The sequence below is a fragment of the Bradyrhizobium sp. Y36 genome, assembly GCF_002531575.1.
GTDB lineage: Bacteria > Pseudomonadota > Alphaproteobacteria > Rhizobiales > Xanthobacteraceae > Bradyrhizobium.
Genome location: NZ_NWTI01000003.1, coordinates 153,305 through 170,564, shown reverse-complemented (window position 1 = coordinate 170,564; position 17,260 = coordinate 153,305). Strand labels below are relative to the sequence as shown.

Genomic DNA, 17,260 nt, shown 5'->3' with positions numbered 1-17,260 from the left:
GGCTCTCTCCGTGTCTTGCTACGCCGTATCGGCCGACAACGCCCGGCGCCGGCGGAATTCGACCCAGATGATGAAGATCAGCCCGAAGAGGACGACGACGGCGTTGAGCGCCGTCCGAGACCAGTGTGCGGCCCGTTCGCCGATGCTGTTCGACTGCGCTTGTCCGCCTGAAGCTCTGAACGCGCGGGCCGCCGCCTCGTCGCGGCCCGATTGGAGCAGCCGGGCAAGCCCTTGGCGAAACTGCGCGCGATCCGAGGAGGTCGAGATCAATCCGATGAAGTCGTCAGACCAGCCCTGGTCGCTCGCCGTCAGACCGCTCTTGAGCGCCTGCGGCACCGAGATTTCGCGCCAGGTCGCGCCCGATGCCGCCAGGGTCGCGACCACGGCGCGGTAAAAGCGCGGGCTGAACACGTAGAGCCCGATCGGGGTCTTGCGGGCGGCGATCAGCCGAGCGAGGTGCGGCCCTGCGCTGTCGGCGACGCCGAAGCGCTCGGTCTTGCCCTGCGATGTAACCACGAGTCCCTGACTGAGCAGATCGATGCGGATCGAGCCGGAATCCTGGCGGCGCTCGAACAGAAGGTCGAAGAGCTCCTCGCTGCCGAGCGGCGCGCGGGCAACGCTGACGAGGTCGCTCTCCACGTCGATCGTTGCAGGTGCCTGCGCAGAGGAGCTGGGTGATCCGGACCGGGCGCCGAGCAGCAGGATGAGAACGAGCAGCATCAAGGCGAACAGGTTCGCGGCGATGTCGGTCAGGGCGGAGATGCCGGCCGGTGCGGATCTCATCGGATTTGCTCACCCGAACGAGGCTGCCGCATGCAGTGCGCGACGATGGCTCGTTCGCAACCGGGCTCCAGGCGCACCTGGTGGATTTGCCGAATGCCATGCCGGCTCGCGATCGCCTCGAACTGGAACGCCGCTTCGTTGCCATCGGGCGCGATGAACAGCACCAGCGGCCCGTCGCTGCGCTGCATCACCTGCAATGCCGCAGCGAGGGACTGGTCGGAAAACATGCGGTCGAGCGGGACCGGATCGGTGCGGGAGCCGTCGATCGCAAGTCCGGCTCCGGTCGCCAGCCAGGGCGTGACGCGGCGCCCGTCCAGTTGAAAGCCGGCCTCCGCCTCGGTCGCCGCGGCGTCTCGTTGCGGCAGGCTGGGCAGGATGGCGAGGACCGCCAGCACGATGACGGCCGCAACGCTGAGCAGCAGGTCTGCCAGCGGATCGCTCGCCAGCACCGGATCGAATTCGTCGGCAGCCGGCGTGACGGTGTCGAGGATGCTGGGCGGGGCGATCATCGGGCCTCCCGCGCATCGTCTGCGATCAGCAGGCACATCGCGGCGAGCTCGGTCTCGCGCTTCTCGAGCAGGCCGAGGGCGAGCGAGCAGATGATGCTCGCGATCAGGCCGAGCAACGTGGTCTCGAACTTGACGGCGAGCCCGGCGAGGCTTGCGGAGATGTCGACGTTGTGCCCCGACGACGCGTTCAGATCGTGAGGAAGGTCCGAGATCGCGCTCGCAAGGCCGATCACCGTGCCGAGGAAGCCGAGCAACGGCAACAGCGGCAGCAGCGACCGCACGAATTGGCGCGATGCCGACTGGAAGCGATCGAACGACAGCGCCGCGAGACGCAACGGAGTGGCAGCATCCGGATCGGCGCCGTCGATCGCGGCGCTCAGCAGCCGGACCGCGCGGGTGTGAGCGGCCGGTGCGAATTGCCGCGTCAGGATGGCAGACAGATCGGGGCGGCGGCCATCGTCGCGCTCGGCTGCGATCATGCGGCCGAAGCCGGCGATGACCATTCGATCCGCGACATGCAGCAGCGCGGCGTCGAAGATCGAGGCCATCACGACGAAGAACAGGAAGATGATGGCGCTGTGCACCACGGTCCGTCCGAGCACCGCCGAGACGACGATGGACTGCACCGGTCCGGAGCCGGGAACCATGAGGTGTGGTGTCACCAGATAGAACAAGAGAACGAGGAAGCAGGCGAGCGCGGCCGGCGCTGCGGCGGACTGCATCTGGACCGGCCCGCTGCAGTCGAGCGGTCTCAGCCAGAAACGGGCGAAGGCGAGGTGGCTTTCGCTCGCCAGGGCGCGGCTTGCGATCAGCGTCACGAGAAGCTGGGGCCAGACCGGAAAGCGGGCGACGAGGGCGACGATCGGCTCGCCAGACGACAGGGCCTGCACGATGAAGGGAAACAGCAGCGCGTGGATCGTCCCGGCGATGATGCCGCCGCGCAACCATCCGTGGTGGAGTCTCCAGGCGCCGAAGCACGTCACGAGGAGCACTGTGGCGGCGAGCACCGGCCAGTGTTCGAAGCCGCCGGCACCGAGATAAAGCAGGTAGGAAATGATGAAGCCGATGCTGTAAATGCGCACCCGCCAATAGTCGATGCGAAGCCGCGAATCGGCCTGATCGGGAGATTCCCGGTGCTCTGCGGTCGCGGCGATCAAGGTCACGCGGCGGAGAGCTGGTTGACGAGCTTGATCCTCTCCAGCGGCTGCACGTTCGAGCTCGGCTCGAGCTCCTGATAGGACAGCACGGCGAGATCGGGGAAGTCGCGTTCGATGACCTTGCGCATGAAACGCCTGATGTCCATCGGCGCCAGCAGCACGGGCGACAGGCTGTGCTGGCCGGTGCTGCGGATCACGTTCTTCATCGAGGCGATGAGCTGGCGGTGGATGTCGGGTGCGAGCGCCAGATAGGAGGCGCCGCTGGTCTGCCGGACGGCGCCGCGCACCGCGTCCTCGATCTCCTTGGAGAGCAAATAGGCGGGGATGATGTTCTGGCCGCCCGAGAACTTGTGGGTGATGTAGCGGGACATGGCGCCGCGCATGTGCTCGACGAGGATGATGGGGTCCTTTTCCCGCTGCCCCCATTCGACCAGCCCTTCGAGGATGGTGCGCATGTCGCGGATCGAGATCTGCTCCATGACCAGCCGCTGCAACACGTCGGTGATGGTGATGACCGGAAGCACGCGCGTGGCCTCGCGCACCAGCTCGGCGAAATTGTCCTCCATCTGGTTCATCAGGTACATGGTCTCCTGGATGCCGATGAATTCGGACGCGTGGCTCTTCAGCACGTGCGCGAGATGATAGGTCAGCATGCTGGACGGCGTCATGATCTGCATGCCGGCGCGCTCGACCAGCGGCAGATGCTTCATCTGGACCCAGTAGCTCGGCGTGTTCGGCAGAAAGTCCTCACCGCGCTCGAACGGAATGTCGAACATGTTGAGGTTCTCTTCCGTCTCGCGAACGATGAACCAGTTCGGCTGCAGCATTCCCGCGGCGACCGGAATCTCGTTCACCAGGATGCGGTACTGGCCTTCGCGCAGATTGTCGTTGAGGCGCAGATGGACGCCGGGGAACGGCACGCCGAGATCGAAATAGAGAGCCCGCCGCACCCGCGCCACCTCGCGGTCGAGCTTGTTCGGACGGATCGAGTTGCGGACGGCGGAGGAGAGGTCGACGATCAGGGGAACGACGAGGGTGAACTTGACGTTCTCGATCGGCTCATTGTCCTCGGGGTCGTCCTTCGGAAACGAGGGGACGTCGCCGCCGGACAAGGCGCCGGCGAGCGCCGGCATCTCCTGCGTGCGCTGGTCGGACAGATTGCGCTTGCGGGCGCGTGCGGTCAGAATGCCGGCGCCGGCGCAGGCCATCGACAGGGCGATGAAGACGATCGGCGGGAAGCCGGGAACGATGGCGAAGATGCCGAGGATGCCGGCCGTGATCATCAGCGCCTTGGGCTCGTTCATGAGCTGGGAGGCGATGTCGGTGCCGAGGTCCTTGTTCTCCTCGGAGGAGACGCGGGTGACGATGAAGCCGGCGGTGATCGAGATGAACAGCGCGGGAATCTGCGACACCAGGCCGTCGCCGATGGTGAGCAGCGAATAGCGCTCCAGCGCCTCGGCGGCCGTCATGCCGTGTTGCAGCGTCCCGATGGCGATGCCGCCGATCAGGTTGATGGCGATGATGATGAGGCCCGCAATGGCATCGCCCTTGACGAACTTCATGGCGCCGTCCATGGCGCCATAGAGCTGGCTTTCCTTTTCGAGCTTGTTGCGGCGGCGCTTGGCCTCGCCGAGCTCGATCTGGCCGCCGCGCATGTCGGAGTCGATCGACATCTGCTTGCCGGGCATCGAATCCAGCGAGAATCGCGCGGACACTTCCGCGACGCGTTCGGAGCCCTTGGTGATGACCATGAAATTGACGATGGTCAGGATCAGGAACACGACGAGGCCGACGACGAGATTGCCGGCGACCACGAACTGGCCGAACGTTTCGACGATATGACCGGCGTCCGCCTGGATCAGGATGAGACGGGTCGTCGAGATCGCGAGCGCCAACCGAAACAGCGTGGTGAGCAGCAGGATCGAGGGAAACGAGGACAGCTCGACCACGTTCTGGAGATAGACCGACGCCATCAGCAGGATCGCCGCCAGCGTCAGGTTGATGCCGATCAGAAGGTCGATCACCTGTGTCGGCAGCGGCAGGATCATCATGAAGACGATGCAGACCAGCATGAACGCCAGCATCAGGTCGTTTCGCTTGGAGATCGTTCGTAGGAAACCGGTCAGCATGTTGAAATCCTGTTGTCGTCTTGCGGCGAGCCCCGCGTCTCGGCTTGCCCGAACGGAGCTAGATTGGGATCCGCAGCCGTCCCGAGCCGTCCTGCAGGCTGGCGGAGGTGAGACCAAGTCCTGACGGGTCGGGGGAGGCCGCTGGCGGATTGAGGAGATGGTTCAACGTCGCCACGAGCCGGTCGGCGCGGCTGACCAGTTGATCGATCGCGTCTGGACCGATCGCATCGTGCCGCTGAGTTCGGCCGGCGATCTCGCGGGCGTCCGCGGCCTGCTCGGCGAGCGCGGCGGCATTTGAATTCGCGCCGAGCTGCTGGCGCAGGACCGCGGCCTTGGCATCGTCACGCAGGTCATCCGCGGGGGCAAAGCTTCGCGATCGGTCCGCACCACCTGCGATCCCGCGGTCAGCTCGACGGTCGGCCCGCACGAGATCGTCTTCGGGCGCATCTGCAATGCCGGCGGTTACCGGGCGCGCGGCCAGCGCGGCGGCGATAGGCTCCGCTTCAGTCCGCCCGGCTTCGCCGGACCGCGCCGACGGCTCGTTGGAGGGCCCGGCCAGCCCATTCGCGCGCGCCGGATCGGGGCGGGCGGTTTCCTGCGATGGCCGATCGGCTTGCGCGATGGCGTCTTCCTTCCTGTCTTGAGCCGTCGCCTCCCGCGCCTCAACCTGACTGTTGTCAGCGATCTCGGCCGCGCCTTGCAGCGCTGCCGCCGTCCCGACGTTTTGCTGCGTCGAGATCTCGATCTGCTGCGTCGTGATCTCCTTCTCATCGGCCGCCCGGCCCTGCAGCTGCCGCTGCTCCTTGACGGCTTGAGCCTCGTTCAGGAACTGCTGCACGTCGGCATAGATGCTCTCGATCAGGCTGATCGAGCTGTCATTGCCCGCGTCAATGCTGCGCTGCTGGCTGGCGAGGTTGCGGCTGATTGCGGCTGCGATCGAGACGAAGCCGCCGAGGAAGCCCGATTGCAGGCCGGCGATGCGGGCGGCGTTTGCATCCGATTGGGTCTGGAGGTTGCTGATCGATTGCGTCAACGCGGCGATCGAGGCCTGGAGGGCCGCGATCGCATCCATGTCGGCCTTGACGAGATCCGGATCGGGTGGGTCGAGCTTCTGGTCGTGCTGCAGCTTGTCCTGCGCGGCGGCGAGATCGGACGTGGCACTGTCCTTCTGCTGCTGCAGCTTGGCGATCTCGACTGCGTTGGCGGCGTTCTGCTCGACCAGCCGTTGTCGCTGGACGGCATTGGCGCCGATCGCGCCGATCACGCCGGCAAAGCCGCTCAGGAGGGAGCGAATCCGGTTCGCCGCGGCCTTGTTGCCGTCGCTCTGCAGGATCGAGGCCAGGAGTTGCAGGCTGGCGTCGTCGCTCGAGGGCCCGATGGGCGGCAGGCCGGTGGCAAAGGCTCCCGATGTTCCGTCCGGCCGCGGGCCGCCGGTCGGCTCGGCCGGCAAGTCGAGCCAGAGGGAGGACGCATAGGGCGAGATGCCTGAGACGGAGGACATCGTATCTTCCTTTGCTTGATGGACGGCACGAGCCTAGACGGGGCGCACGGCCATCGTTGTGCAGAAAATCACTCGATGTAGAGCCGGTGCCGCGCCCCGGTCCGCCCATGAGCATTCGCAGCCGCCCGATCTTGCGCGAGCGCCGTCTCGTCCCCGGCCAGCAAGGCGAGCTCGCTGGCGATCGCGTCGACGACGGTCTCGATCGCGGTCAGCATGGCCGCAAGGCACATCAGCAGCCGCTTGCCGGCGGGCGGCCGCGACTTCCGCAGCTTCTCCACCAATTGGCCCTGCGCGCCCATATTGGCGAGATAAGCGAGAAGCTCTTCGTCGCTGATCTTCGGGGCGCCGGCCGCGAACGGCGTCTGGTAGGGCCATCCCGGAATCATCGCGGCGTTCAATGCGAACGAAGCGATGATGCCTCGCATCTCGCCGAGGGGCGAGCTGGCCGCCGTCTGGATGCCGGCATTGTGCGCCTTGTCCGCCGCGCGCGGTTGCTGTTCGGAGGATGTCGCGGCGTCCGCACTGGCCCGATCGGCTGCCGGCTGCGTACCGGAATCGATCACTGCGCCGCGCTGCGGCTGCGCGTTCGATCCGGACGTCGAGCCTTCCCATAGATCAGTGCGGGAACCGCTCGCGACGACCTGCTGATGCAGGGGCATCGCGAGGCGAGGGGCCGAAGACGGCCTGGCGAGTAGTTGAGCTGCGTCTTCCCAGGCGAAGCCCTGCTGCTCCGCGGCGCTGCCGGGCTGCGCGGAAAGGGCCTGCCGGATTGCGGCCGATAGTGCAGTGGACGGCGCCTCCTGCGCACCGGGGCTGGCGCTTCCGATGAGACTCATCAAGAGCGTGCGGACGATCTCGGTCTCGAGCCGGTCGGAAAAAGCCATGGGCAACCGCAGGCCGGCAAAGCCAGGCGTGCCCGTCGGCACCGACGTTGCGCCCGTGCCGTAGCTGCCCGCCGCGGGAATCTCACGCGATGTCTCATCATCGGATCCCGGGGCGAGCGCTTTCGCAATCTCGGCCGTCAGGCTGGTGCGCAGCAGATCATCGAGCGTGTGAAGGAGACCGTCGATCGGCGTCATGGCCCTGGTTCCTCTGCGCGGTCCGCGCCTGCCTGTCCGGACAGGCGCAGTTCGATGGCGACGCGGTAACGGCCGGCCTCCGCGATCAGGGCGGCTGGTGTCTGGGCTGTCGTCTTCTGTTCGAAGGCGGCAAGCTCTGCTGCTGCCCTGGTCCAGTCGCGATGGCGGGCGCACAGTTCCAGCAGGTGCAAATGCGGGACGTCCCAGTCTGGCCGCAGCGCGGTCGCGCGCTCGAAGGCGGCCACCGCGTCAGGCCAGAGTGAACGCGCCCTCAGGCAGATCCCGAGGCCGACCCAATGATCGGCGCAGCCGGTGTCGATGACGCAGAGCGCGGCGAACAGCCGCTCGGCTCGCGCGTGCTCGCCGATCGTTCCCCAGCGATGGGCCCGGGCATAGAGAAGCTCGATCGCCTCGCGCTTGATTCCGAGCGCCTGGCCGAGCAGGCCGCCATCTTTCAGCCGTGCGACAATCTTGCGGCCCGGCAGGCCCCTTGCGGTCGCGGCGGCGACGAAGAGCTCTTCCAGCAGGAGGAATTCGCTCGCGCCCGGATCGGCGTCAGCACCGGTGGTCAGAACGTCTCCATGAACTGCGGGCTCGGCCGACATCGCGGTTATTTCTTGAGCAGGGCAATCCGGTCCAGCAGCTTCCTGGATTCGTCGAGAATGGCAGCGGCATCGCCCTGCGGTCCTCTGGCCAGCCGCATCGCTTCCGTCAGATCCTCGTTCGCCTCGGTGAGCTGGCCCATGGCGAGGCAGGCACGTCCGGAAAGGAAATATCCGCGAGGATCCGACGGCGCGAGCGCGACGATCGCGGATGCCGCGTGCAGAGCGAGACTGTTCTCGCCGAGCAGCAGGGCGCAATTGGCAAGTCCGGCCTGGAGCTCGGGATCGCTGGGATCGCACACGACGAGCGCGGCATAGGTCTGGAAGGCCTCGATCGGCGCGCCCTTCTGCAGCTGGTTGCGGGCAATGTCGAGGCCGAGGCGAAGGTCGACCGGCTCCAGCCCGAGCGCCTTGCGAACGGCCCCCTGGGCGATGAGACGCTGCGCTTCGCCGAGCTCGGTGACGCGTTCGCCCGTATCGGGCTTGAGAGGCCTTCGTGGAATCGCAACGGACATCTTGACGCTCGCGTTGTTTCAAGGCGTGGGTGCCGCAGGGCGGCTCCGATTATAGCGGGGCACGATGGGGCAATAGTCCCCCGATCGTCGGAGGCGCGGCGCCGGCGGTTTGGTCAATGACGACAAGGCATGTGCTGTAAACGAACTGCTCCTGTCATTCCTCGGGTGCGGAAGCGATGCGACGCTCGTGATAGATCATGAAGGAAGCGAGCGCCGTGTGCCGCATGTGACAAGCATAGTGCAGTTGTTCCCTCGCGGTGGGAGTTGGCATCGCGAAGATCGACGCGCTATATCCATCGCGATTGATGCCTCGTAGAGCACCGCTTCTGGATTGGACCGCATGATCGAGCTCACGGCCGACGACGTCCGTACACTCGCCGAGTTGGGCTTCATGGCGCTGTCGCGCGGACAGGGCGACAAGGCTGCCGCGATCTTCGCCGGCGTCCGGGCCGCGCGACCGGCGGGAGAGGCGGGCTTCATCGGCGCTGCCCTGGTCGAGATGGCTGCCGGCAACTACGCCGGTGCAGTCAAGACGATGCGCGCATTGCCGCCGACCGATACGCAGCAGGCGTTCCTCGCCTTGGCGCTCTATCGCAGTGGCGATCGCACCGCCGCGCGCGAGATTTTGCGTGAGGTCATGCAGACCGCAGGCGAGCGGCCGGATGCCGCGTTGGCGCGCGAGTTGCTCGTCGAGCTGGATGGTGCAACCGAGCCGATGCTCAGATGAGCGACCGCTAGATCTTCCTGGCCCCGACCCATCCTGCGTTCGCATGACGCGACGCCGGGCGTGATGTGCATGATGGTCACCTCGCTCGCTGGGAGCGGATATCCCCGTCATGGAGAACAGGATAAATGAGTGGCGCGACGATAGATCCGGCAACGGCACGCACGGTCCATCAGCCATCCGCGCAGCAGCGGACTGCGCAAGCCGAAGCCGCCCCCGCAAAGAAGAGCGCAGGCATCTCCGGCCTGCAATCGCCTCCACCGGCGGTGAAGCCAGAGCCTGTCTCGACATCGGCAGAAGCCTCCGAGGTGGAGACGGCGGTCACGTCGTTTCTCGATCATCACTATGGTCTCGCCAAGGAACTCGCCGACGTCGACAAACACAACGCGACAAAGCAGGGCAAGAGCGACCGATCCGCACCGCTCAAGGAGAAGGCGCTGGCAACGGACGCCGTGCTCAAGGCCAAGGCCCTCGAGTTGGCAAGAGGTCAAGTCGCGCTCGAAAAGGAGGAATACCAAAGGCTCTACAATGATCCCGGCGCCACCGATGCGCAGCGGACCAATGCGCTTCATCGCGTCATGCGGGCAGAAGAACTCGCCAACAAGCTGACCCCGGCGGGCATCGCGGCGGATGCGGATCTGCGGCTGACCGCGGCGATCAAGGCGGCCTCGAGAGCCGAGCAAAACCTTATCGACTGGCTGAAGTCTGACCACGATCCGAAGACCCCGAACACGAACAGGACAACCGAACTTAGACGTCGGCTGGCCATCGAAGCCGCCGAAGCGGAAAGGCAATACGCGACGAACTACCGAGACCGGGAACGGGCAGCCGCTGCCGCCGCCAAGGCCGCCGGCGCCACCAAGCCTTGAGCTGCGGGTGAAGACTTGACGAGCCACAGCGGGCGGCGCGGTCTGGTCGAAAACCGGCGACGGCAGTCATATCAGGTACAAGTCATCGCGCACTTGCGTGTTAGCTCGATCGCCACGCGGCTCGTGCCGAAACGACGGCGCGTCAACAGTGAAGGATTGAAATGGGAATCGTTGCGGATATCGCCAACAGGCTGAACAGCCAGATCGTGTCGGCGCAGGACCAGAGCCAGGACGCCAAGCCGAAAGCGAACAAGCCTCCGACGTCGTCCGGAGTTCTGGCGGACGGATTTGGCGTGGTGGCAAAGGGAAGCGAGAAGGCGGCGGTCAGTGCCGTCGAGAATTTCGTATCCTACGATCGCATCACCGACAGGGATTGGGAAATCAATTCCCAATACCAGCAACACGCCGTCGATGTCGCCAAGGCGAACTACGAGACGCAGTTGTTTGCAAAGAAGGTCGGCGAAGCCCTTGGCGACCCTGACGACCAGACGATTCATGTCGACTACGCCAAATATTTGCTCGATCAGGCGAAAGACCCCAAGGCGCGGTTGGCAGGCTCGGCCGAGCGACAGGCCGAAGCGACCCATGCGACCGAACAGAAGTTCGACGATGCCTATGCGCGCAACGAGAAGGTGAAGAGGGACTTCGAGAACAGTCAGGCAGGTCTGCTCGGCCGGAAGGTCACCCGGGCGGATCTGGGCGAGGCCGGCAAGGCGCTGCTGGCGGCGAAGAACGAGTTCAACTTGCGTGCGGAACAGGAGAAGGAGTCGTGGGCACATGCGTTGGAGCTTGCCAAGCTCGACTCGCGGCTCCGCCCGAACGATGGCGACGTGATTCAGGATCTCGCGGCATGTCAGCAGGGCCTCAAGAAAGCTTCGCAGCAGGTCGAGAAGGTCATCGAGGTGACCTCGAACCTGACCTGGTATGCCGACGGCAACCCATCGCGGCCATGAGCGCCGATCCCGGCGGCTGCGCGTTCGTCAGGTCGAGGCTCCGAACAGTCTGCGCACGGCCGGCAGCCACTCGCCGGTCATCGTGAACTCGAGCCCGAGGCGCGCGCCGCAGGCGATGGCCACCATCGTGACGGGTGCCGAAACCGCGAGCGTCGAAAATGCGCTCAGGCCCTGGCCGATGGTGCAGCCCATCGACATGATGCCGCCGATGCCCATCAGCAACGCGCCGGTCATGTGACGCTTCAATTCGCGCGCGTCGTCGCAGGCCTCCCAGCGGAAGCCGCGCGCGAGTATCGCGGCGGCAAACGAGCCTGCGACGACGCCGGCAACCGAGCCGATGCCGAAATTGAGCCGCGCGCCGGAGAAGGTGGCGATGTAGAGAATGGCGTCGCCAAGCGGCGCCACGAAGCTGAGCGAGGAGACCCGCACGGGATCGAACTCGTCGTCGGTGAGCCATCCGGTTGCAAACCAGCCGAACGCGATTGCGCCGCCGACGGCAAGGCCGGAGGCCAGCAGCCGCGGCGACCGGATCAGCCGGCCGTCGGCAAGGGCCCAAAAAGCGAGCGCGGCGGAAATCATAACCACGATGATCGCGCGCGTCGCGTCGCCTGCGCCGAGCAGCGATGTCAGGGTCTGGGTGCTTCCCTCGGGCAGCCGCACCGAAAGCGGCTCGATCAGCATCAGCCGCAGCATGCCGGTGATGCCGCGCATGGTGGCGAGTGCCGACAGGCCGAGCACGAGAAAGACAACGATGGCACGCAGATCGCCGCCGCCGACGCGCACCAGCGTGCCGAAGCCGCAGGTGCCGACCAGCGCCATGCCGACGCCGAACATCAGCCCACCGAGGATCGCGCCGCCAAGGCCGATCGACGCGGTGAGGTAGATCGAGCGCGACAGATCGACGATGCCGAACGCGGCGAGCGCCTGGGTCGCGAGCAGGGCGACCGCAGCGGCCAGCGCAAAGGATTTCAGCCGGCGATAATCCGATCCGAAGAATGCGTCCTCGAGCATCGCCAGCGTGCAGAAACGTCCCGCGCGGCCGGCAACGCCGAGCACGGCGCCGGCGGCAAGCCCGCATGCGAAGGCTATGATCGAAGGGCTCAGCATTCCTCCCGCTTCTTTTCTTGGTTAGCCCGCGGGTAGTCTGCGCCGGTGGCGCGCGAAAAGCCAGCGCGCAAGCAACTACCGCCGGCGCCGGCGCACCGGCTCGCAGAACACGTCGTAAACGGCGGTGAGAATCTTGCGGACGTCTTCGCTCGCGAGACTGTAGTAGATCGTCTTGCCGTCGCGGCGGGTCGTCACCAGCCGGTCGAGCCTCAGCCGCGCCAGCTGCTGCGAGACGGTCGATTGCCGCTCGCCCAGGAACTGCTCGAGCTCGGTCACGGACTTTTCGCCCTCGGCGAGGATGCAGAGCAGCAGCAATCGGGACTCGTGGGACAGCGCCTTGAGCATGTCGCTGGCCTCGCGCGCCTTCTCGATCATCTGCTCGAGTTCGGCGGAGCCTTCGATCTCCTTCAGCTTCGGCAACGGCATCGCGTCAAGTTCCTCTCAGCACATCGGCAACAACGGTCACGACTTCTCGGGTTCCGATCCCGCCTTTGACAGGATTCGGTCCAAGAGGCCGAAGAAGAAGGCATCCCCCGGATAGCCGCGAATGCGCCCGATCTCACGGCCCTGTTGTAGCACGACGAAGGTCGGCGTGAAGGGACCCGGGTCTATTCCGGCGAGATCGGCGGGCAGGGGTCCGTTCAGGTCGACCCGGCGCAGCGGCGCGGTCCGGCTCTCCTCGGTCCTGCCGTAGATCGGCGCGATCTCGGCGTTGAAGCGCGCGCACCAGGCGCAGCCGGGCCGCTCGAACATGACGAGCTCGGCGGCGCGCGATACGGTCGCGGGCAGCGCGAGCCCGACGGCGAGGGCAAGCAAACCGACGATTCTGTTCATGCTGCGTGACCGGGCCTTTTCGGACTTGCCTGGCGGACTTGCTTTCCAGACGTTCTCGGCGCTTTATATCATTAAATTCGTATATGTGCTAGGGATGGGGCGGAAATGACCTTGGACGTCACGCTGGGCGCGGCCTTTGTCGCAGGCCTGTTGTCGTTTCTGTCGCCCTGCATCCTGCCATTGGTCCCGCCTTTCCTGTGCTACATGGCCGGCGTTTCGGTCACGGATCTGTCGGGCGACAGGCCGGATTTGCGGCCGCGAGTCCTGCTCTCGGCGCTCTCCTTCGTGGCGGGCTTTTCGCTGGTCTTCATCGCGCTCGGCTCGACCGCCTCGATCGCGGGACGCTTCGTCTCTGCGCATCTGTCGACGCTCGGCATCGTCGCGGGCGGGCTGATCATCGTCATGGGCCTGCATTTCCTGGGGCTGCTCAGGATCCCGCTGCTCTATCGCAGTGCGACCGTGCAGCTCGACAACCGCCCGGCCGGCATGGCGGGGGCCTTCGTCATGGGCCTCGCCTTTGCGTTCGGCTGGACGCCCTGCGCGGGCCCGATCCTCGCCGCCGTGCTGCTGATGGCCGGCTCGGAGGACACCACCGGGCGAGGGGCGCTGCTGCTGCTCGCCTATTCGGTCGGGACCGGCATTCCCTTCCTGATCGCGGCGGCCTTCACCGGCCGCTTCATCGCCGCGCTTGGCCGCCTGCGCCGGCATCTCGGCCTGATCGAGAAGGCGATGGGCGTCTTCCTGGTCGCAACGGGCCTCATGTTCCTGACCGGATTGATGCCCGCGGTCTCGGAATGGCTGCTCGAGTATTTTCCTGCGCTGACCAGCATCGGCTGAGGCTAGCCGTAGCGGAAGTCGAGCAACTGGGCGAACGACTGCAGCTCGATGAGGTAGCGATGCACGAGGGGGCCGTCGCCCGCCATCGCGGCATGCGCGATCTCGCCGCTGCTGGCGATGGCGCCATCGATCAGGCGGCGGAACTCGCCTTGAGCGGCGATCTCGCCATTGGCCCATTCGTTACAGCGTTGCAGCCGATCGCGGAATGCGCTTGCGGCGGCGATGGTCTCTTCGGCATTCGCCGATGCCGGCCGGTCGCCGTATCGGATCGCGGCAAGTCGCAAGGTTTCCATCGCGGGCGCGATCTCGAAGATGCAATCGCCGAGATCGTAGAGGCCCGCCTGACGCCTGAGCGCGTGAAACGCCTGCCGGATCGCAAGCAGCTCGCGGCCGGCGGCGGCATTGTCGCCGCGGTCCAGCGCGCCCGTGATCGCCGTGAGTCGGTCGCGCCCCCGGTCGAGAAATCCCGACAGATCTGCCGGCGCGAGAGCGGGCAGGGGATTCGTGCTTGAGGCGAGCTGCTTCCACCGGGCGACGGCCTCGTCGGTCTCGATCTGCGCCAATGCGACGTTTCCGGTGCGCGCATAGCTCGCGGCCGTGCGCAGATTGGCCATGATCGGCGGCATCGCCGTCATGAAATCCGCCGGTTTGTCGGCGTCCGCGCCGAACGCGAGTGCGTTCGAGGCGAGCCATGCCAGCAGCACGATGGTGCAGCGCAAGATCGGAACTCCTTGTCACATTCGTGTATTCGAATATCATAATGAAAATGAGCAACGCGCAAGATCTTCCGACGTACGATTTCCCGATGTCGCTGCGCACGCCGACGCGACGCAAACTGCTGCTATCCGCTGCGGCCGCGGCCTTGGCCGGCCGCGGCGCGGCGGCGGCCGAGCCCGCGGTGAGCGAAGACGGGCTCTATCACGAGCCCTGGTTCCTGCAGAGCTTCCTCGATCTGCGCGAGGACCTGGAGAGCGCTGCGGCCGGCGGCAAGCGCCTCGCCATCATGTGGGAGCTGCGCGGCTGTCCCTATTGCCGCGAGACGCATCTGGTGAATTTCGCCGATGCCGGTATTGCCAGCTATATCCGCGACAATTTCGAGGTGCTGCAGCTCAACCTCGTCGGCTCGCGCAAGGTGACCGACTTCGACCGCGAGGAATTGAGCGAGAAGGACCTCGCCCGGAAATACGGCATCCGCTTCACCCCGACCTTTCAGTTCTTTCCGCCATCCGCCGACGGCCTCGACGCGAAGGAGGCGATGGCGCGCGAGGTGGCGCGGGCCCCCGGTTATCTCAAGCCGCCGCACTTCCTGGCGATGTTCCGCTTCGTGCGGGAGCGCGCCTATGAGCGCGGCTCGTTCCGGGATTTCCTGGCCGCGAACGGCTGACGGAACGCATTCAGCGAATTCCGCTTGACGGCGCCAAACATATGAACATATCATAATAACTGAATTTGATGGACCGTGAGTCCGTCGCTGTCGAAAGCGGGCGTCACCCCGCGATAAGGGTAGGAAACATGCGGCGCTCGCTTGCGGCTGCGGTTGCACTTTGTCTGTCGGCCAGTGCCGGCCTCGCGCAAGAGGCCGTCAAGGAGCCGATCAAGCTCGACATCGTCGACGACTCCCTGCCGAAATCCCTGACCGGCGCGCCCGGCGATGCCGCCGCCGGCAAGAAGGTGTTCCTGACGCGCACGCTCGGCAACTGCCTGGCCTGCCACCAGGTCACCAGCCTGAAGTCCGAGGAATTCCACGGCGAGTTCGGTCCGTCGCTCGACGGCGTCGCCGGCCGCTACAGCGAGGCGCAATTGCGCCTCATCGTCGCCGATCCCAAGCGCATCTTCACCAACACGGTCATGCCGGCGTTCTTCAGGAACGACGGCCTCAGCCGGGTGCGGCCGGAGTTCGTCGGCAAGTCCATTCTGACGGCCGCGCAGGTCGAGGACGTCATCGCTTTTCTCAAGACGCTGAACTGACGGCGAGGAGGATCAGGAATGAAAGCCATCAATCGACGGCAGGCATTTGCGCTCGGAGGCGGCTTCGTCATGCTGACGCTGATGCCCATGGCGGCGGATGCCGAAGTGACGGGCGACGCGGCGAAGTGGATCGAGAAGTTCACCGGCGGCAAGCAGCCGGTCAAGGGCAAGATTTCGCTCGACCTGCCGGAGATCGCGGAGAACGGCAACACCGTTCCGCTGTCGATCAACGTCGAGAGCCCGATGACCGCGGACTCCTACGTCAAGGACGTCATGATCATCGCCGACGGCAACCCGAACGCGGGTGTGGCGACGCTGTCGTTCACGCCGCTGTCGGGCAAGGCGGAAGCTGCGATCCGGATCCGGCTCGCGACCACGCAGAACGTGATTGCGGTCGCGAAGATGAGCGACGGGTCGCTGTTCACGGAGCAGAAGACCGTCAAGGTCACCATCGGCGGCTGCGGCGGCTAAGGGCGTCAGGAGAACAGCAATGGCAGACAAACCGCGCATCAAGCTCCCCAAGGAAGCGGCCAAGGGCGAGGTGATCCAGATCAAGACCCTGGTCTCGCATGTCATGGAATCCGGCCAGCGCAAGGACGCGCAGGGCAAGACCATTCCGCGCAAGATCATCAACAAGTTCGCCTGCGAGTTCAACGGCAAGCCGGTGTTCTCCTGCGCGCTGGAGCCGGCGATCTCCGCCAATCCCTACATCCAGTTCGACGCCCGGATCGACGAGGCCGGAACCTTCAAGTTCGCCTGGACCGACGATGACGGCTCGGTGATCACGGCCGAAGAGAAGATTGCGCTCAAGGCATGATGCGCACCGCGCATTGAAGGAGGCACGGATGGCGCGACGATATCCTGGGTTGGCGGCTCTGGTCGTGGCTGCCGCGTCGGTTGCGACCCTCGCGGTCGCAGACGACGCCGAGCGCAAGGGCATCGCGGCGCCGCCCGGCCACGTCTTCAAGACCATCATCTCCGGCTACGAATTTCGCAGCAAGGAGACCCGCGCGTTGCAGGACGACGATCTCGAAAACCCGGGTTTCCTCGCGGTGGAGCGCGCCGCGGACGTCTGGAAGAAAGCCGAGGGCAGCGAGGGCAAGTCCTGCATGAGCTGCCACGGCGAAGCCGAGACCAGCATGAAGGGCGTCGGCGCCGCCATGCCGAAATGGGACGACAAGCTGAAGAAGCCGGTCAATCTCGAGCAGCGCATCAACATCTGCCGCAAAGAGCACATGAAGGCCGAGCCCTGGAAGTTCAAGTCGAGCGAGCTCACCGACATGACCACCTTCGTGCGCTACCAGTCGCACGGCATGAAGGTTTCGGTGAAGACCGACGGGCCGATGTCGCCCTGGTTCGAGCGCGGCAAGCAGATCTACTACACCCGCTACGGCCAGCTCGATCTCGCCTGCGAATCCTGCCACGAGCGCAACAACGGCAAGTTCATGCGCGCCGATTTCCTCAGCCAGGGCCAGACCAACGGCTTTCCGACCTACCGGCTGCGCGACCAGCGCCTGGTGCCGCTGCATGAGCGCTTCGAAGGCTGCATGTTCGACGTGCGCGCCGAGCCGTTCAAGCCGCTCTCGGACGAATTCCTCGCGCTCGAGCTCTATGTCGCCTGGCGCGGCATCGGCCTGCCGGTCGAGACGCCGTCGGTGCGTAACTGAAACGATGAGCTTGCAGGAGCATTGCG

The 17,260-nt window shown here is 65.7% G+C and carries 21 protein-coding genes; 9 read left to right on the top strand and 12 right to left on the bottom strand.

Annotated elements, in window-relative coordinates; genetic code table 11:
• Positions 1-18: 18 nt before the first annotated feature.
• The 8 genes from CO669_RS07515 to CO669_RS07480 all read right to left on the bottom strand — a co-directional run bounded on the left by CO669_RS07515 (position 19) and on the right by CO669_RS07480 (position 8,275).
• Entirely contained in the window at positions 19-783 is a 765-nt protein-coding gene (locus CO669_RS07515) for a hypothetical protein (protein ID WP_097659148.1), read from the bottom strand.
• Positions 780-1,292 (bottom strand): hypothetical protein, encoded by a 513-nt coding sequence (locus CO669_RS07510; RefSeq protein WP_097659147.1) that lies wholly within the window; start codon positions 1,290-1,292, stop codon positions 780-782. Before CO669_RS07510 ends, CO669_RS07515 begins: the two co-directional genes overlap by 4 nt.
• A complete protein-coding gene (locus CO669_RS07505) occupies positions 1,289-2,455 on the bottom strand; it encodes a MotA/TolQ/ExbB proton channel family protein (RefSeq protein WP_143278633.1) in 1,167 nt (388 codons plus the stop codon). The genes CO669_RS07510 and CO669_RS07505 overlap by 4 nt, the downstream gene beginning before the upstream one ends.
• Positions 2,452-4,578: a type III secretion system export apparatus subunit SctV gene (gene sctV / locus CO669_RS07500; RefSeq protein ID WP_097659145.1), complete on the bottom strand. Its 2,127-nt coding sequence runs from the start codon at positions 4,576-4,578 to the stop codon at positions 2,452-2,454. The genes CO669_RS07505 and sctV overlap by 4 nt, the downstream gene beginning before the upstream one ends.
• A 58-nt stretch (positions 4,579-4,636) precedes the next feature.
• A complete protein-coding gene (locus CO669_RS07495) occupies positions 4,637-6,079 on the bottom strand; it encodes a coiled-coil domain-containing protein (protein WP_097659144.1) in 1,443 nt (480 codons plus the stop codon).
• Positions 6,080-6,147: 68 nt separating this feature from the next.
• Positions 6,148-7,158, bottom strand: a complete 1,011-nt coding sequence (locus CO669_RS07490; protein WP_097659143.1) for a hypothetical protein — start codon at positions 7,156-7,158, stop codon at positions 6,148-6,150.
• Entirely contained in the window at positions 7,155-7,763 is a 609-nt protein-coding gene (locus CO669_RS07485) for a hypothetical protein (RefSeq protein WP_097659142.1), read from the bottom strand. Before CO669_RS07485 ends, CO669_RS07490 begins: the two co-directional genes overlap by 4 nt.
• Positions 7,764-7,768: 5 nt before the next feature.
• Positions 7,769-8,275 carry a pathogenicity island protein gene (locus tag CO669_RS07480; protein ID WP_097659141.1) on the bottom strand — a complete coding sequence of 169 codons (507 nt, stop codon included), beginning with the start codon at positions 8,273-8,275 and terminating at the stop codon, positions 7,769-7,771.
• Positions 8,276-8,615: 340 nt separating this feature from the next.
• Here CO669_RS07480 and CO669_RS07475 point away from each other — a divergent pair, with 340 nt between their 5' ends.
• The 3 genes from CO669_RS07475 to CO669_RS07465 all read left to right on the top strand — a co-directional run bounded on the left by CO669_RS07475 (position 8,616) and on the right by CO669_RS07465 (position 10,821).
• The gene (locus CO669_RS07475; RefSeq protein ID WP_143278632.1) at positions 8,616-9,002 is read left to right on the top strand and encodes a tetratricopeptide repeat protein; all 387 of its coding nucleotides are present in this window, start codon (positions 8,616-8,618) and stop codon (positions 9,000-9,002) included.
• A gap of 125 nt (positions 9,003-9,127) precedes the next feature.
• Positions 9,128-9,868 carry a hypothetical protein gene (locus CO669_RS07470; RefSeq protein WP_143278631.1) on the top strand — a complete coding sequence of 247 codons (741 nt, stop codon included), beginning with the start codon at positions 9,128-9,130 and terminating at the stop codon, positions 9,866-9,868.
• Between the two features lie 161 nt (positions 9,869-10,029).
• Complete coding sequence (locus tag CO669_RS07465) at positions 10,030-10,821, top strand: hypothetical protein (protein WP_097659138.1); 792 nt, start codon at positions 10,030-10,032, stop codon at positions 10,819-10,821.
• A 27-nt stretch (positions 10,822-10,848) separates the two neighbouring features.
• Here CO669_RS07465 and CO669_RS07460 read toward each other — a convergent pair whose 3' ends face one another.
• From CO669_RS07460 to CO669_RS07450, 3 genes are all read right to left on the bottom strand, one after another.
• Complete coding sequence (locus CO669_RS07460; protein WP_097659137.1) at positions 10,849-11,928, bottom strand: YeeE/YedE family protein; 1,080 nt, start codon at positions 11,926-11,928, stop codon at positions 10,849-10,851.
• 75 nt (positions 11,929-12,003) lie between these two features.
• Positions 12,004-12,354 (bottom strand): ArsR/SmtB family transcription factor, encoded by a 351-nt coding sequence (locus tag CO669_RS07455; protein WP_028137430.1) that lies wholly within the window; start codon positions 12,352-12,354, stop codon positions 12,004-12,006.
• A gap of 36 nt (positions 12,355-12,390) precedes the next feature.
• On the bottom strand, positions 12,391-12,762 hold the full coding sequence (locus CO669_RS07450; RefSeq protein WP_097659136.1) for a thioredoxin domain-containing protein: 372 nt from the start codon (positions 12,760-12,762) through the stop codon (positions 12,391-12,393).
• Positions 12,763-12,867: 105 nt separating this feature from the next.
• Between CO669_RS07450 and CO669_RS07445 the strand changes: the two genes are divergently transcribed.
• A complete protein-coding gene (locus CO669_RS07445; protein ID WP_097659135.1) occupies positions 12,868-13,599 on the top strand; it encodes a cytochrome c biogenesis CcdA family protein in 732 nt (243 codons plus the stop codon).
• A 2-nt stretch (positions 13,600-13,601) separates the two neighbouring features.
• On the opposite strand, the gene CO669_RS07440 is transcribed toward CO669_RS07445, so the two are convergent.
• Positions 13,602-14,318 (bottom strand): hypothetical protein, encoded by a 717-nt coding sequence (locus CO669_RS07440; protein ID WP_198963888.1) that lies wholly within the window; start codon positions 14,316-14,318, stop codon positions 13,602-13,604.
• 47 nt (positions 14,319-14,365) lie between these two features.
• Between CO669_RS07440 and CO669_RS07435 the strand changes: the two genes are divergently transcribed.
• From CO669_RS07435 to soxA, 5 genes are all read left to right on the top strand, one after another.
• Positions 14,366-14,983: a SoxW family protein gene (locus CO669_RS07435; protein ID WP_245444218.1), complete on the top strand. Its 618-nt coding sequence runs from the start codon at positions 14,366-14,368 to the stop codon at positions 14,981-14,983.
• A 128-nt stretch (positions 14,984-15,111) separates the two neighbouring features.
• The gene (soxX, locus tag CO669_RS07430) at positions 15,112-15,567 is read left to right on the top strand and encodes a sulfur oxidation c-type cytochrome SoxX (RefSeq protein WP_198963886.1); all 456 of its coding nucleotides are present in this window, start codon (positions 15,112-15,114) and stop codon (positions 15,565-15,567) included.
• Positions 15,568-15,585: 18 nt separating this feature from the next.
• Positions 15,586-16,038, top strand: coding sequence for a thiosulfate oxidation carrier protein SoxY (soxY, locus tag CO669_RS07425; RefSeq protein ID WP_097659133.1), 453 nt, complete (start codon positions 15,586-15,588; stop codon positions 16,036-16,038).
• A gap of 19 nt (positions 16,039-16,057) precedes the next feature.
• Complete coding sequence (gene soxZ / locus CO669_RS07420) at positions 16,058-16,384, top strand: thiosulfate oxidation carrier complex protein SoxZ (RefSeq protein ID WP_097659132.1); 327 nt, start codon at positions 16,058-16,060, stop codon at positions 16,382-16,384.
• Between the two features lie 28 nt (positions 16,385-16,412).
• The gene (soxA, locus tag CO669_RS07415) at positions 16,413-17,234 is read left to right on the top strand and encodes a sulfur oxidation c-type cytochrome SoxA (RefSeq protein WP_097659388.1); all 822 of its coding nucleotides are present in this window, start codon (positions 16,413-16,415) and stop codon (positions 17,232-17,234) included.
• Positions 17,235-17,260: the final 26 nt, after the last annotated feature.